Annotated in this window: 10 protein-coding genes and 1 pseudogene; 7 read left to right on the forward strand and 4 right to left on the reverse strand. The window is 63.4% G+C overall.

Features of this window, described 5'->3' with window-relative positions; translation table 11 throughout:
- The first annotated feature begins 4 nt into the window (after positions 1-4).
- The 7 genes from FJW07_RS19570 (at position 5) to FJW07_RS19600 (ending at position 9,746) form a co-directional block, all read left to right on the forward strand.
- Complete coding sequence (locus FJW07_RS19570; protein ID WP_140709475.1) at positions 5-760, forward strand: amino acid ABC transporter ATP-binding protein; 756 nt, start codon at positions 5-7, stop codon at positions 758-760.
- 52 nt (positions 761-812) lie between these two features.
- A complete protein-coding gene (locus FJW07_RS19575; RefSeq protein WP_140709473.1) occupies positions 813-2,216 on the forward strand; it encodes an FAD-binding oxidoreductase in 1,404 nt (467 codons plus the stop codon).
- Positions 2,217-2,336: 120 nt separating this feature from the next.
- A complete protein-coding gene (locus FJW07_RS19580) occupies positions 2,337-4,007 on the forward strand; it encodes a thiamine pyrophosphate-binding protein (RefSeq protein WP_140785711.1) in 1,671 nt (556 codons plus the stop codon).
- Positions 4,004-6,100, forward strand: coding sequence for a hydantoinase/oxoprolinase family protein (locus FJW07_RS19585; RefSeq protein WP_140858310.1), 2,097 nt, complete (start codon positions 4,004-4,006; stop codon positions 6,098-6,100). Before FJW07_RS19580 ends, FJW07_RS19585 begins: the two co-directional genes overlap by 4 nt.
- A gap of 11 nt (positions 6,101-6,111) precedes the next feature.
- Complete coding sequence (locus tag FJW07_RS19590; protein ID WP_140858328.1) at positions 6,112-7,728, forward strand: hydantoinase B/oxoprolinase family protein; 1,617 nt, start codon at positions 6,112-6,114, stop codon at positions 7,726-7,728.
- Positions 7,728-8,930: a pyridoxal phosphate-dependent aminotransferase gene (locus FJW07_RS19595; protein ID WP_140858312.1), complete on the forward strand. Its 1,203-nt coding sequence runs from the start codon at positions 7,728-7,730 to the stop codon at positions 8,928-8,930. The genes FJW07_RS19590 and FJW07_RS19595 overlap by 1 nt, the downstream gene beginning before the upstream one ends.
- Before the next feature lie 3 nt (positions 8,931-8,933).
- Positions 8,934-9,746, forward strand: a complete 813-nt coding sequence (locus tag FJW07_RS19600; protein WP_140858314.1) for an NAD(P)-dependent oxidoreductase — start codon at positions 8,934-8,936, stop codon at positions 9,744-9,746.
- Between the two features lie 170 nt (positions 9,747-9,916).
- Here the strand turns inward: FJW07_RS19600 and FJW07_RS19605 are convergent, their stop codons facing one another.
- The 4 genes and pseudogenes from FJW07_RS19605 to FJW07_RS19620 all read right to left on the reverse strand — a co-directional run.
- The gene (locus FJW07_RS19605) at positions 9,917-11,608 is read right to left on the reverse strand and encodes a recombinase family protein (RefSeq protein WP_140858316.1); all 1,692 of its coding nucleotides are present in this window, start codon (positions 11,606-11,608) and stop codon (positions 9,917-9,919) included.
- Positions 11,605-11,880 carry a hypothetical protein gene (locus FJW07_RS19610; protein WP_140858318.1) on the reverse strand — a complete coding sequence of 92 codons (276 nt, stop codon included), beginning with the start codon at positions 11,878-11,880 and terminating at the stop codon, positions 11,605-11,607. Before FJW07_RS19610 ends, FJW07_RS19605 begins: the two co-directional genes overlap by 4 nt.
- Positions 11,881-12,047: 167 nt before the next feature.
- Entirely contained in the window at positions 12,048-12,362 is a 315-nt protein-coding gene (locus tag FJW07_RS19615) for a hypothetical protein (RefSeq protein WP_246680808.1), read from the reverse strand.
- 992 nt (positions 12,363-13,354) lie between these two features.
- Positions 13,355-14,393: pseudogene (locus FJW07_RS19620) on the reverse strand (hypothetical protein); the annotation flags it as partial.

The following is a 14,393-nucleotide window of genomic DNA, read 5'->3' on the forward strand; positions in this document are numbered from 1 at the left end:
AGACATGAATCCGGGCAAAGCTTCCGGACCGGCGGTCCGCATCGAAAACCTCGACAAACACTACGGGACATTCCATGCGCTGCGGAAGGTGAACCTGTCCGTCGGGCGGGGCGAAAGGATCGTCGTCTGCGGTCCTTCCGGCTCCGGCAAGTCCACCATGATCCGCTGCATCAACCGGCTCGAGCAGCACGATGGCGGCCGCATCACTGTGCTCGGTACCGAGCTCAACGACGATGTCGCCAACATCGACGGGATCAGGCGCGAAGTCGGCATGGTGTTCCAGCACTTCAACCTGTTCCCGCATATGACGGTGCTGGAGAACTGCATGATCGCGCCGATGATCGTGCGCAAGCTGCCGCGCGCGGAAGCGGAGACAACTGCCCGGCGCTATCTTGAGAAGGTCCGCATCCCCGAGCAGGCGATGAAGTTTCCCGGCCAGCTCTCCGGCGGCCAGCAGCAGCGTGTGGCGATTGCGCGGGCGCTTTGCATGCAGCCGCAGATCATGCTTTTCGACGAGCCGACCTCGGCGCTCGATCCGGAAATGATATCGGAGGTGCTGGACGTGATGGTGACGCTCGCCTCCGACGGCATGACGATGATCTGCGTCACGCATGAGATGGGCTTTGCGCGGCGTGTCGCCGACCGGGTGGTCTTCATGGACGGCGGAGAGATCGTCGAGGAGGCGCCGCCGGAGGAGTTCTTCACCTCTTGCCGGAACGAGCGCACGCGACAATTCCTGTCGCAGGTCCTGGGTCATTGAGCCGTACGGCCTTACTGTCTATACGCGGCTCATCCACATCTCAGGTACCCAGATGGCTGATCTCGTTATCGCATTGCAGGCAATCCTCGGGCCGAAAGGCTGGCTTTCCGGTGGTGATGCCGAGCCCTACCACCGCGATTGGCTCAACCGCTATGGCGTAGCGCCTCTTGGGATTGCCAGGCCTGCCAGCGCCGCGGAGGTGGCGGCAGTCGTAAACATATGCAGGGAGGCAGGCGTGGCGGTGATCCCGCAAGGCGGGAACACCGGCCTGTGCGGCGGCGCCGTCGCCGATCGGGCGAACGCGGCGATCGTCTCGCTCTCACGCATGACGGCGATCGGCGAACCGGAGCCGGAGAGCGGATCGATCATCGTCGACGCGGGCGTCGTGCTTGCCGCGCTGCATGAGGCGCTGGAACCGCATGGCCTGATGTTTCCGATGCATCTCGGGGCCGAAGGCAGCGCCAGGATCGGCGGCCTGATCGGCACCAATGCCGGCGGCAGCCAGGCGTTTCGCTTCGGCATGATGCAGGATCTGGTGCTCGGCCTCGAGGTCGTGATGCCGGACGGCACGGTGTGGGACGGTCTTCGCGCCGTGCAGAAGGACAATGCCGGCTATCAGCTGCGCAAGCTGTTCTGCGGTTCGGAAGGCACGCTCGGCATCGTGACGCGCGCCGTGCTTCGGCTCTATCCCACGCCAAAGCAGCAGGCGAGCGCGCTCTTGGTGATGTCCGACTTCGCCGCCGCCGTGTCCTTCGGCGCCTTCCTGCGCGGCGAGGCCGGAGAATTCCTGGCCGGCCTCGAGTTCTTTTCGGATGTCGGCCTGACGCTCGCGCTCAAGCATCTGCCGGATCTTGCCTATCAGCTGGAGACGAGGGGCGACGTCTATCTGCTCGTCGAAGTGGCGTCGGGCTCGACGCGCGTCCCTCTCGACGAGATCCTGGCTTCGGCGCTGGAATGGGGCATGGAGCAAGGCCTGGTCGTGGATGGCGCGCTGGCCAATTCGGGCGCGCAACGGGCGCAGTTCTGGCGGCTGCGCGAGGAGCAGCCGGAGGGCCAGCGGCTGGAGGGCGAGCAGCTCAAGCACGACATCTCCGTGCCGCCGGGCGCGATCGCGCGCTTCATCGAGGCCGGCGCGAAACTATGCCACGACATTCTTCCCGGCGTGCGGATCAACCCGTTCGGCCATCTCGGCGACGGCAACATCCACTACAATCTGTCGCCGCCGGAAGGCCGCGCCGATTTCGACGGCAAGGCTGGGGCATTCGCCGAGGCGCTGGCTGCCTTAGCCACCGACATGGGCGGCAGCTTTGCCGCCGAGCATGGGCTCGGCCGCGCCAAGATCGCCATGGCCGACCGTAACCGCGGCTCCACCGAGCGTAGCCTGATGGCGCGGCTCAAACGCGCATTCGATCCGCAGGCTACGATGAACCCCGGTGTTCTGGTGCGGATTCCATAGCAAAGAAAAACTTTCGTATGGATCGCATTTCTTGATTTCGCGCCGGCCCGCCGCGGTGCAGGTATAGTTGCAAGGGCAGGCCCGGTCCGCTTGCCGCCAGCTTTAAGAGGATGTCGAAGCATGGTCCGCAATGGCGGTCGCCTTCTTGTCGAGTGCCTCATTGCCTTGGGTGCCGCCAAGAGCTTTGGCGTTCCCGGCGAGAGCTATCTGGCCGTCCTCGACGCGCTGCACGATACCCATGGCAAGCTCGACTACGTGCTTTGCCGCAACGAAGGCGGCGCGGCCTTCATGGCTTCCGCCTATGGCAAGCTGACGGGCACACCGGGCATCTGCTTCGTGACGCGTGGCCCCGGCGTGACCAATGCCAGCATCGGCGTCCACACCGCCATGCAGGACTCCTCGCCCATGATCCTCTTCGTCGGCCAGGTCGGCACCGACATGAAAGGCCGCGAAGCCTTCCAGGAGATCGATTACCGGGCGGTCTACGGGACCGTCGCAAAATGGGCGGTCGAGATCGACGACGTTGCGCGACTTCCCGAGATCGTAGCGCGCGCCTGGACCACCGCCTTGACCGGCCGGCCCGGCCCCGTCGTCGTCGCGCTGCCCGAAGACATGCTGACGACCATGACCGAGGCCGCGCCGCTCAGCGGCCCTGCTTCGATTTTCGAAGCCGCTCCGTCGCGGGATGCCGTCGCGGCGGCGCTTGAGATGCTGGCTGCGGCAGAGAAGCCGGTGCTGCTCATGGGTGGCGCCAACTGGACGACCGATGGACGCGCCGCGCTCCAGGCCTTCGCCGAGGCTTCAGACATCCCTGTGGTTGCCGCCTTCCGCTACCAGGACCAGTTCGACAACCATTCGCCGGTGTTCGTCGGCGAAGCCGGCGTCGGCATGGTGGCGCATGTCAAGACGCTGATCCGCGATGCGGACGTGATCCTGGCCGTCAATGTCCGCTTCGGCGAGATGACGACGGACGGCTACACGCTGCTCGACGTTCCGGTGCCGCGCCAGAAGCTGATCCATGCGCACGGCTCCGACCGCGAGATCGGCAAGATCTATGTGCCCGCGATCGGCATCCACGCCGGCCCGAACACTTTCGCCAAGGCCCTGACACCGGTGAAGGGTGGCTGGGCCGACTGGCGCGCGGCGGCGCGCAAGGCCTATGAAGGCGCCTTCGCGGCACCCGTACAGCCCGGCCCGGTCGACATGGTCGCGGTCAGCGCCTGGCTGCGCGAGACCTTGCCGGCCGACGTCATCCTCACCAACGGCGCCGGCAATTTCACCGTATGGCCGAACAAGTTCTTCAAGTTCGGACCGCAGGCGCGGCTGCTCGCGCCGCAATCCGGCGCCATGGGCTACGGCCTGCCGGCGGCAGTCGCCGCGAAGGTCGCCTATCCGGACCGTACTGTCGTCTGCTTTGCCGGCGACGGCGACTTTCAGATGAATTGCCAGGAGCTCGGCACCGCCATGCAGGCCGGCGCGCAGCCGATCGTGCTCATCATCAACAACGGCATTTACGGTACGATCCGCGCGCATCAGGAACGCAACTATCCGGCCCGCGTCTCCGGCACCTCGCTGGAAAACCCGGACTTCGTGGCGCTGGCAAAGGCCTATGGTTTTCACGCCGAGCGCGTCGAATCGACCGGGGATTTCGCCGCCGCCTTCGATCGGGCGCTCGCCTCGACAACGGGCGCGGTCCTCGACATCGCCATCTCGCCCGAAGCGCTCACGCCCCGGCAAACCCTTTCCCAGATGCGCGACGCCGCGCTTGCTTCGCAGAAGGCCAAGGCATGACCTCCAGATCAGACGACATCCGTCTCGGCGCCGACATTGGCGGCACCTTCACCGACATCGCGCTCGATGTCAGGGGAACGATGTTTTCGACCAAGGTGCTGACCAATTATGCGGCGCCCGAGCAGGCGATCCTCGACGGTATCGACGTGGTGATCCGCGATGCCGGAATTTCTGCAGCCGAGATCGGCATCATCATCCACGGCACGACGCTCGCCACCAACGCGCTGATCGAGCGGCGCGGCGCCCGGACAGCGCTGATCACGACCGAAGGTTTTCGCGACGTGATCGAGATGCGGACGGAGAACCGCTTCGAGCAGTATGACTTGAACCTGCAACTGCCGACGCCGCTGATCCCGCGCGAGGACCGCTTCACGGTCAGGGGCCGCATCGGCGCCGAGGGGCAGGAGCTGCAGCCGCTCGACGAGGCCGCGCTCGAGGAGATCGCCGACCGGGTCGCTGCCGGCAATTTCGGTTCGGTGGCGATCGGCTTCATCCACGCCTACGCCAACCCCGACCACGAGCGCCGAGCGCGCCAGATCCTCGCTCGCAAACTCACCATCCCGATTTCGATCAGCGCCGAGGTCTCGCCGCAGATGCGCGAGTTCGAGCGCTTCAACACGGTCTGCGCCAACGCCTATGTACGGCCGCAGATGGCTGACTACCTCGCCCGCCTGCAGACGCGGCTGAAGGACATGGGCGCCGACTGCCCGGTCTTCATGATCCATTCGGGCGGCGGCCTGATCTCGGTCGAAACCGCTTCGGAATTCCCGGTTCGCCTGGTCGAATCCGGTCCTGCGGGAGGCGCCATTTTCGCCGCCGACATCGCCCGGTGCTTCGGGCTCGAAAAGGTCGTCTCCTATGACATGGGCGGCACCACCGCCAAGATCTGCCTGATCGAGGATTTTGCGCCGCGCACGGCGCGGACCTTCGAAGTGGCCCGCACCTACCGCTTTTCGAAGGGCTCGGGCATGCCGATCTCCATCCCGGTGATCGAGATGATCGAGATCGGCGCCGGCGGCGGCTCGATCGCCTGGGTCGACGCCATGGGCCGCATCCAGACCGGACCGGAAAGCGCCGGCTCTGAACCCGGCCCCGCCTGCTACGGCCGCGGCGGCAAGCGTCCGGCGATCACCGACGCCGACCTCGTGCTCGGCAAGCTCGACCCCGACAATTTCGCCGGCGGCGCGATCAAGCTCGACACCGCCGCGTCCGAGCAGGCGATCCTGCGCGATGTCGGCGAGCGCCTGTCGCTGAATGCCATCGCGACCGCCTTCGGCATCTGCGAGGTGGTGGACGAGAACATGGCGAATGCCGCCCGCGTCCACGCCGTCGAAAACGGCAAGAACATATCCGACAATCTGATGATCGCCTTTGGTGGCGCAGCACCCCTCCACGCCGCAAGGCTTTGCGAAAAGCTCGGGATCGACCAATGCATCGTGCCGCGCGGCGCCGGCGTCGGGTCGGCGATCGGCTTCCTCAAGGCGCCGTTCGGCTACGAAGCCTTGGCGTCGAAGCTGACGCGCCTGTCGCGCTTCAAGCCGGCCGAAGTCAACGCACTCCTCGCCGACCTCAAAGCCTCCGCCGAGGGTTTCGTGCGCACCGGTGCCAGCGGAAAAATCGTCTGCGAGATCACCGCCTTCATGCGCTATGCCGGCCAGGGCTGGGAAATCCCCGTGCCGCTGGCGGACGAACCGTTCGGCGACGATGCCGTGGCCAGACTCAAGGAGCTGTTCGAGGCGAACTACCAGCGCTTCTTCGGCCGCGCCATCGAAGGCCTCGACGGCTTGGAGATCGAGATCGTCACCTGGTCGGTCAAGGCGACGGATGTTCGACCCGCCGTTGCGAGGCACGAGCTGACCAAAGGCAAAAAGACGAACGAGCCGACAACGACGCGCGAGGTCTTTGACCCTGTCAGCGGCGCCTCGCGAACCTATGGTATCGTCGAGCGCGACACGCTCTGCGCCGGCGACCGCGTCGCCGGTCCGGCCGTCATCGTCGAGCGCGAGACGTCCACCGTCGTCACCACCAGCTTCGACGCCGTCATCCAGAGCGACGGCGCGATACTCCTGATCCGCAAAGGCAGCCAGGCATGAGCGACCCAGGCATGAACAGCATTGGCGAAATCCGCATGCAGGTCATGTGGAACCGGTTGATCTCGGTGGTCGAGGAGCAGGCGCTCACTTTGCTGCGCACGGCCTTCTCGACCTCCGTGCGCGAATCCGGCGACCTGTCGGCCGGCGTGTTCGATCCGCGCGGCCAGATGCTGGCGCAGGCGGTGACCGGCACGCCCGGCCACGTCAACACCATGGCCGAGGCGGTGCTGCATTTCATGCACGCAATCCCGCGCGAGGAGATGTTCGAAGGCGACACCTATGTCACCAACGACCCTTGGCTCGGCACCGGCCACCTGCACGACATCACCATGGTGTCGCCGTCCTTCCTCAACGGCGAGCTCGTGGCCTTCTTCGCCTGCACCGCGCATGTCGTCGATGTCGGCGGCCGCGGCTTCGGCGCCGACGGCAAGTCGGTCTATGAGGAAGGCATCCAGATCCCGATCATGAAGTTCGCGGAAAAGGGCAAAGTCAATCTCGATCTCGTCCGCATCCTGCGCGCCAATGTCCGCGAGCCCAACCAGGTGGTTGGTGATTTCTATTCCTTGGCCGCCTGCAACGAGGTCGGCCACCGGCGCCTAGTCGACATGATGAAGGAGATCGGCCTGGCCTCGCTCGTCGGCCTCGGCGACTTCATCTTCTCGCGCACCCGCGACGCGATGCTCGAGCGCATCGAGGCGCTGCCGAAGGGAAGCTGGTCGAACGAGCTGGTGACCGACGGCTACGACGAGCCGGTCAAGCTCGCAGCCACGGTCTCGGTCCACGGCGACCATGTCGAAGTCGATTTCACCGGCACCGATCCGATGAGCCGCTGGGGCCTCAACTGCCCAATCATCTACAGCAAGGCCTATGCCTGCTATGCGCTGAAATGCATGGTGGCGCCCGACATTCCCAACAATGCCGCCTCGCTCGCCTTCTTCACCGTGTCGTCGCCGGTCAACATCCTGAACGCGGTGCGGCCGGCGCCGGTGGCGCTCAGGCATATTTTCGGCCACATGGTTCCCGATCTGGTGCTCGGCGCCTTCTCCAAGGCGTTGCCCGGAAAAATCCTTGCCGAAGGCGCCGGCGCGCTCTGGAACATCCATATTTCGGCGCGCCCCGTTGCCGGCGCGTCCGGCCGGCGCGCCGAGGTGCTGATGTTCAACTCCGGCGGCATGGGCGCCCGCCCCGAGCTCGACGGCCTGTCGGCCACGGCCTTTCCGTCGGGCGTCCACACCATGCCGATCGAAGCGACCGAACATACCGGGCCGATCGTCATCTGGCGCAAGGAGTTGCGGCCCAACTCCGGCGGCGACGGCGAATTCCGCGGCGGCTTGGGGCAGGTTATCGAGATCGCCGCCACCGACGGCCATGAATTCGACTTCTCGGCCATGTTCGACCGCGTCAATCATCCGGCCCACGGACGCAACGGCGGCAAGCCGGGCGTCGCTGGTGTCGTCAAGCTCGACGACGGCACAAAGATGCGCCCGAAAGGCTGGCAGCATGTGCCGGCAGGACGGCGGCTGATCCTCGAACTGCCGGGCGGCGGCGGCTATGGCGATCCGGCCAAACGCAATGCGGCCGCGCGAGCCAATGACCGGTCCAAGGGTTACATCACGGAGAACGACTGATGAGCTATGTTGCCTCGCGCCTGTCGGCGGTGAAGCCTTCGGCTTCGATGGCGGCTTCGCAGGCCGCCAAGGCGCTGCGCGCCAAGGGCGTCGACGTGATCGATCTCGGCCTGGGCGAACCCGACTTTCCGACACCGCATCACATCGTCGATGCCGCTCATTTCGCCGCCAAGGCCGGCCAGACACTCTACACGGCCGCCGCCGGCACGGTCGAAGTGCGCGAAGCCATAGCCGGCAAATTCCGCCGCGAGAACGGGCTGCACTACACCGCCGATGATATCGTCGTCGCCAACGGTGCCAAGCAGATCATCTTCAACGCGCTTATGGCGACGCTCGAGACCGGCGACGAGGCGATCCTGCCGGCGCCGTATTTCGTCTCCTACCCGGAAATGGTGAAGCTGCTCGGCGGCACGCCGGTCGTTGTCGAATGCCCGGAGACCACCGGCTTCCGGCTGGCGCCGGCGCTCTTGGAAAAGGCGATCACGCCAAGGACGAAGTGGCTCTTCCTCAACATGCCGGGCAACCCGTCCGGCGCGGTTTATTCGCAATCCGATCTGAAGGCGCTGGCCGCTGTGCTGGCGAAGCATCCGCAGGTGCTCATCCTTTCCGACGAGATCTACGAGCACATCCTGTTCGACGGACGCGAGTTCGTTTCCTTCGGCAAGGCCTGCCCCGAGCTCAAGGACCGCACGCTGATCGTCAACGGCGTTTCGAAATCCTATGCGATGACTGGCTGGCGCGTCGGCTATGCGGCTGGGCCGGCACCACTTCTCAAGGCGATGTCGACCATCCAGAGCCAATCCTGCACCTCGGTTTGCTCGATCGCGCAGGCAGCGACTGTCGCCGCGCTCAACGGCCCGCAGCATGAAGTCGCCCGCTTCCGCCAGGCTTTCGAGGCGCGCCGCGACCTGGTGGTGGACGGCATCCGGAAGATCAATGGCCTGACGCTGTCGCCGCCGGAAGGCGCTTTCTACGCCTATATCGGCTGCGCCAGCCTGATCGGCCGCAAGACGCCCAAGGGTGTCGTGCTGGAGGACGACGCGGCCGTCTCGAATTATCTTCTCAACGAAGGCCAGGTGGCGTCGGTGCCTGGCGTCGCCTATGGACTGTCACCCTATTTCCGCATCTCGACCGCGACCAGCGAAGAGGTGCTGACCGAGGCGATCGCGCGGATCAACGCCGCCGTCGCGCAAGTGGAGTAAGTGATGCCGCATTACGAACGTATCCTGATCACCGGCGCCGCCGGCCGGCTCGGCTCGCAGCTGCGCAAGGGGCTGGCGCCGTTGGCCAAGACGATCCGCCTGGCGGGGCGCGAACCCTTCGGCGACCTTGAGCCGCACGAGGAGGAAGCGGTCTTCGACCTCGCCGACATGGAAGCCACGATCGCCGCGACCAAGGATTGCGACGCGATCGTCCATTTCGGCGGCGCGCCGCTCGAATGCGAATGGCAGACCATCCTCGATTCCAGCATCCGCGGCTCCTACCACATCTATGAAGGCGCCCGGAAACACGGCGCGAAGCGCGTCATCTACGCCTCGTCGGTGCATGCCATCGGCTATCACGAGATCGAGGCGCATATCGGGGTCGACGCCCCGGTACGCCCCGACAGCCTCTATGGCGTTTCGAAGAACTTCGTCGAGAGCCTCAGTCGGCTCTATTGGGACAAGTTCGGCATCGAGACGGCGTGCCTGCGCATCTTCTCGTCCTTCCCCGAACCGGCCGACCGGCGCATGCTGTGGTCATATCTGTCCTTCGCCGATTGCGTGCGCCTGGTCGAAGCGTCGCTTACCGCGCCGCGCGTCGGCCACACGATCTCCTTCGGCATTTCCAACAACAGGCTGAAGATGGTCGACAACAGCGGCGCGGACCACCTTGGCTTCATCCCGCAGGACAGCGCCGAGCCATTTCGCGCGGCGGTCGAGGCCAAAACCCCTGTTCCCGATCCGAACAAGCCGTCGGTGAAATATCTCGGCGGCTGGTTCTGCGAGCTTGGCCATCCCGACGACAAGCCCGCCTGACGATTCCGTCTGAGCGGAACTGCGCCACGAAGCAAAACGCCGGCAACTCGTCGAGTTGCCGGCGTTTTTCAATCGAAGCTGGTAGCGAGGCCAGGATTTGGCTTCTCTGTCCCGGGGCGTCGGCTTTGCCCTATTGAAGGCCCCTGATGAGAGTTCAAATCGACCGGCCCTCACAGCCGAATAACAAAACGGCCCGCGTTGAGCGGGCCGTTTTGAGTTTGGTTGCGGGGACTCGCAACCCCTTTTGTCATAAGATCGTTAGACCTTGGATTTTGGTCGGGTTTAGCGAGTTCGAGGATGCCGAACAACTCGCCGCGTAGCTCGGCATGGACCTCGCCGCGCTTGTCGCCGGGAGTGAGTACGATCTCGCCGATCAACGAGCGCAACGCCTCGGCGGCCACACGTCCGTCCTCGTTCTTGGCGAGCGCTTGTGTAAACTGCTCGACCCGCTTCCTATAAAGAGTGGCGATGTTGGGATGCAGGTCGGGCACGTCAGTGGGCGCCACTGCCAGACGCGCGATGATCTCCGCCTTCTGCCTCTCCAGGTCTCCCATTCTCGGTTTCATCGAAGGTTGGTACAGGCCGTCCTCGATCGCGGCCATAATGCCGGCGATGGCGCGCTCGATCTTGTCGAGCGCCCTGCGGTCCTGTTCGCCTTGCGCGCGACGCTCCTGGTTCAGGCGGTTGGTCTCATGGGCGTACGCTCTAATCGCCTCGGCCACGGCATCGGCCGAGACGAGCCTTTCCTTCAGGCCTGCGAGGACTCGCTGCTCGATCTTCTCGCGGGTGATGGAGCGGCCATTGTCGCAGATGCCCCGGCGCTGGTGGTTGAGGCAGGCATAGCGCTCGCGTGTGAACAGGCCGTAGCGCCCGCCGCAGCAGCCGCAGGTGAGCAACCCGGAAAGCAGGGAGACCGGCCGCTTCATAGTGTGCAGCTTCCTCGCCCGGGCCTTGCGCGTGGCGATCGCCACAGCCTCGAACTGGCTGGCGATGGATTTCTGTCTCTCCTTCACGGCCTGCCACAATTCGTCGTCGACGATCCTGAGATGCGGCACCTCGGTGCGGATCCATTTGGCTGGCGGATTGGCCCGTGAAACGCGCTTGCCGGTGGAAGGATCCTTGACGAAATGCAGGCGGTTCCAAACCAGCACACCGGTGTAGAGTTCGTTGTTGATGACACCGGTACCTCGGATGACATGCCCTCGCACGCTGGTATCACCCCAGTGTCGACCGAGCGGACCAGGAACGCCCTCCTTGTTGAGGTCGACGGCTATTGCCTTCGGGCTCTTGCCGGTAGCAAATTCGCGGAAGATGCGGCGCACGATGGTTGCTTCCTCCGGCACGATCTCGCGGTCGCCGCGAACCGGTTCACCTGCGGTATCCAGTTTCTTCACCACCCGGTAGCCGTAGCACAGCCCGCCTCCGGCCTTACCCTTCTCCACTCTCCCCCGCAGGCCGCGATGGGTCTTGAGGGCAAGGTCCTTGAGGAACAGGGCATTCATCGTGCCCTTAAGGCCGACATGCAACTCGCTGATCTCGCCCTCGGCCAAGGTGACGATGGCAACGCCGGCGAATTTGAGATGCTTGAAGAGGGTAGCGACATCTGCCTGGTCGCGGCTGACGCGGTCGAGCGCCTCGGCCAGCACGACCTCGAAGCGGCCTCGCTGGGCATCGCGCACCAAATGCTGGATGCCCGGCCGCAGCACGGTGCTGGCACCGGAGATCGCTGCATCCTCATAGGTTCCCGCCACGCTCCAGCACTCGCGCGCTGCCTGCTCGCGGCACAGCCTCAACTGGTCCTCGATGGAGGCATCCCGCTGGCTGTCGGAAGAATAGCGGGCATAGAGTGCGACACGGGTCATGGCGGCGGATCCTCTCTTCTGTTTCCGAGGGATTTGCCATCCGGCCCCCTGCCCTCTCCCTTTTGACAGCCCGGCCGATTGTCGTTGGCCGCGGATCCAGCCTCGAACGCCTCCCGCGCCAGCTGCCGGCCGATCAGCCGGGCGACATCCAGCACCACCCGATCCAGCTTGGCCGCCGCCATGTCTTCAGGGCGACCCTCGGGGTTTACGATGCCGCCGTTGTCGTTCGCCGGAACCAACGCCTGCGGCCCAGTCTTGGTTTCCTCTGCCATCGCGGTCGCTCTCCTAACGGTGAATCGACCCGCCATCAGAGTCCTCCGGACGGCGAAGGAAAGCACGAAATTCATGTCGTAGGGCTACGGCGTGCAATGACTTGCGTCTTGCGGTTACGTCTCGATCGTCAAGGTGGGCTGCAGGCGATAAGTGGTGAGGAAACGAGTCACAAGTCCGGTACATCGCCACGGTACTCCACCGCGCCGTCCTCTTTCATGGCAGCGACCAGCTTGATTGCGGACTCCCAATGCTTGGCAACATCGCTCCGCGTCCTTTCCCGGCTTCGGCTACAAACCGGCAGATCTCCTGCGATCACCTTTAAGTCACGCAGTACGGAAGCTATGTGCGGCCATGGGAAGTCGGTGGGGTCACCAATATCCCGATCAGCGCCGACGATCATTTCCAACTTGGCGATAACGCCGATGAGCGACGTAGCGGCGACTTCTGGGATAGAATCCTGAAGTTTCAGGGCTTCGGTCATCGCAAATACCTCGGCCTCACACGCGATTGCATACTCTTGAGGATCGCCGAGAGTGCGGCCTGTTTGGCCTGTTTGGCCTGTTTGGCCTGTTTGGCCTGTTTGGCCTGGAACTCGCCTCGGTGAATCTGCCGTCAATCCCTGAATTCCGGGATTGACCATGATTTGGCTCTCCAACCGCTGCTGCACTCGGCATAGCAGCATGGAGGCGTACCGGGCTCGTAGCCACTGGCTCCATACTCTCAAGGCGGAATCTGTGACTTGGGGGCCTAACCTCTCGGGCTCATCGCGTTGCCGGGCGATGACGAAAGGCAAAGTCGTGGTATTGTCGGAATCAACCATGATCCGAGCTCCAAACAGCTGGGGTTGTGGTCAGGCCGAGCGACGTGTTCGTGCACGTTGTTCGGCCGCAAAGCGCAAACCACAATTTACGGACATACCGTACATTACGGACATATTCATTGTCAAACACGCCCGATGCTATTGATAACAAAACTGAGCGGTTCGAACTGCGGCTTACGAGTGACTTGCTTGCCCGCGTTGACGAATGGCGCCGAAATCAGCCCGATCTTCCCACCAGATCGGAGGCGTTCCGCCGACTTGTCGAGGCTGGTCTAGGCTCCAAGACAACCGGTTAGGGAGAAATAGGCTCTTCGACGCGATCAAAAATTCGGACCACCGCCATCGCTTCCTCGACGCGGCCACCAGTGCTGTTGAAGAAAACTCGGACGTTGCCGTACTCATCCCGGCCTGCCTTGTTGAAGATGGCTCAAAGTTTGACGCGTCACCCGCCCAAAACCGGCACCGGCATCAACTGCCATGTATTCCGGAAAGTGGTGGCGCTCTAACTTAAACCCCTGCTCGCTATGCAGCGAAAAAGCCATTGCGTTTGCTGACCCTGAAAGGGCATAGAGCGACGCTACGAGAACGGCCCCGACATTCCTATTGTCCAAAGATGGGGCGTTTCCCGCCACGACAAATCTGGCGTCTGGATTTCACTGGAGCTCCTGCGGCGGCAGTGTTGCTCTACGATCCTCAATAAATTTAACGATTTGCGAACGAGGAACTTTTCTTGCTCCCGCGTCAGAGAACCACATCCAATTGATTGTTTTAATTCGCGGATCGCAGAGATCAAAGAAAACGCAATCTGAGGTTCCAACCTTTGGGTTGGAGAAGCCTTGAGACGGAGTTTCACCCTTGGCCTCCGCCAAGACCAGCATAGCAAACAGGTTTGCAAAGTTCGCCTGCGCAAATTCAAAAGGAGCATCCAGGAGATCGACCCTGCCACAGGTCGAGGGGATGCTACATTTGCCTATAAAGGCACGAACAAGCTCCCTTTGCTGGTGGCTGTCAATCTTTCGCATCAGAGCGTCCAGCGAGCGCTGGCCAAGATCCACCCGTACGGCCTTTCGCGCCTTGCCGAACTCGGACAAGAGACAATCGGCCGAGGCCTTACAACGCTCGGCAATTGCCTCCAGGCTTGATCTCAGTTGACTCTCAAACTGAGATCGCCGTTGGCCCTTGAGTTTGGCCAGGGCGCGCATGCTCCGCGCATAGGAAGCTTCGTAGCGAGATAGCCTCAAATCCGAACAAGTAACCAGCTGCAACTCGGACTGAGGATGATCGCAATCGAAACTGGGCACGGCGAGTGTCGGATCGTACGTGGGTGGCCCAAGCAGTCCCCACAAGACCGCTGCTCGCCAATCGACATAGATCATTTCCTCGGGACTGTCGGCACCGGCTTTCAAAAAACTTTCGGTCGCGCCGAAATCTGTGCCCCGGTTCAGTGTGCCGTTGCTAAGGAGGTTATTGCATTCCGGACTTACCAATCCCGGCCCTATGCGACAGGTGTGGAAACCGAGTTCGGCGTTGCCGATCATCAGATGAATTCTTGCTGAAAGGAAAATCACGGATGCGCAAGCCGATAGGCAATGCGCTCGATCGCCGACTACGGCGGTTACTTCGTATTTGTCCATGAGCGCGACGATCTTCAGCGCTTCGTTAACGCTCCCACCTGGACTGTCTAGATAAACC

This window comes from Mesorhizobium sp. B3-1-9 (assembly GCF_006439595.1).
GTDB lineage: Bacteria > Pseudomonadota > Alphaproteobacteria > Rhizobiales > Rhizobiaceae > Mesorhizobium.

Excerpts from the sequence above, each read along its gene's own strand:
- FJW07_RS19570 (WP_140709475.1), top strand. The coding sequence starts at position 5 with ATGAATCCGGGCAAAGCTTCCGGACCGGCGGTCCGCATCGAAAACCTC.
- FJW07_RS19575 (WP_140709473.1), top strand. The coding sequence starts at position 813 with ATGGCTGATCTCGTTATCGCATTGCAGGCAATCCTCGGGCCGAAAGGC.
- FJW07_RS19580 (WP_140785711.1), top strand. The coding sequence starts at position 2,337 with ATGGTCCGCAATGGCGGTCGCCTTCTTGTCGAGTGCCTCATTGCCTTG.
- FJW07_RS19585 (WP_140858310.1), top strand. The coding sequence starts at position 4,004 with ATGACCTCCAGATCAGACGACATCCGTCTCGGCGCCGACATTGGCGGC.
- FJW07_RS19590 (WP_140858328.1), top strand. The coding sequence starts at position 6,112 with ATGAACAGCATTGGCGAAATCCGCATGCAGGTCATGTGGAACCGGTTG.
- FJW07_RS19595 (WP_140858312.1), top strand. The coding sequence starts at position 7,728 with ATGAGCTATGTTGCCTCGCGCCTGTCGGCGGTGAAGCCTTCGGCTTCG.
- FJW07_RS19600 (WP_140858314.1), top strand. The coding sequence starts at position 8,934 with ATGCCGCATTACGAACGTATCCTGATCACCGGCGCCGCCGGCCGGCTC.
- FJW07_RS19605 (WP_140858316.1), bottom strand. The coding sequence starts at position 11,608 with ATGACCCGTGTCGCACTCTATGCCCGCTATTCTTCCGACAGCCAGCGG.
- FJW07_RS19610 (WP_140858318.1), bottom strand. The coding sequence starts at position 11,880 with ATGGCAGAGGAAACCAAGACTGGGCCGCAGGCGTTGGTTCCGGCGAAC.
- FJW07_RS19615 (WP_246680808.1), bottom strand. The coding sequence starts at position 12,362 with ATGACCGAAGCCCTGAAACTTCAGGATTCTATCCCAGAAGTCGCCGCT.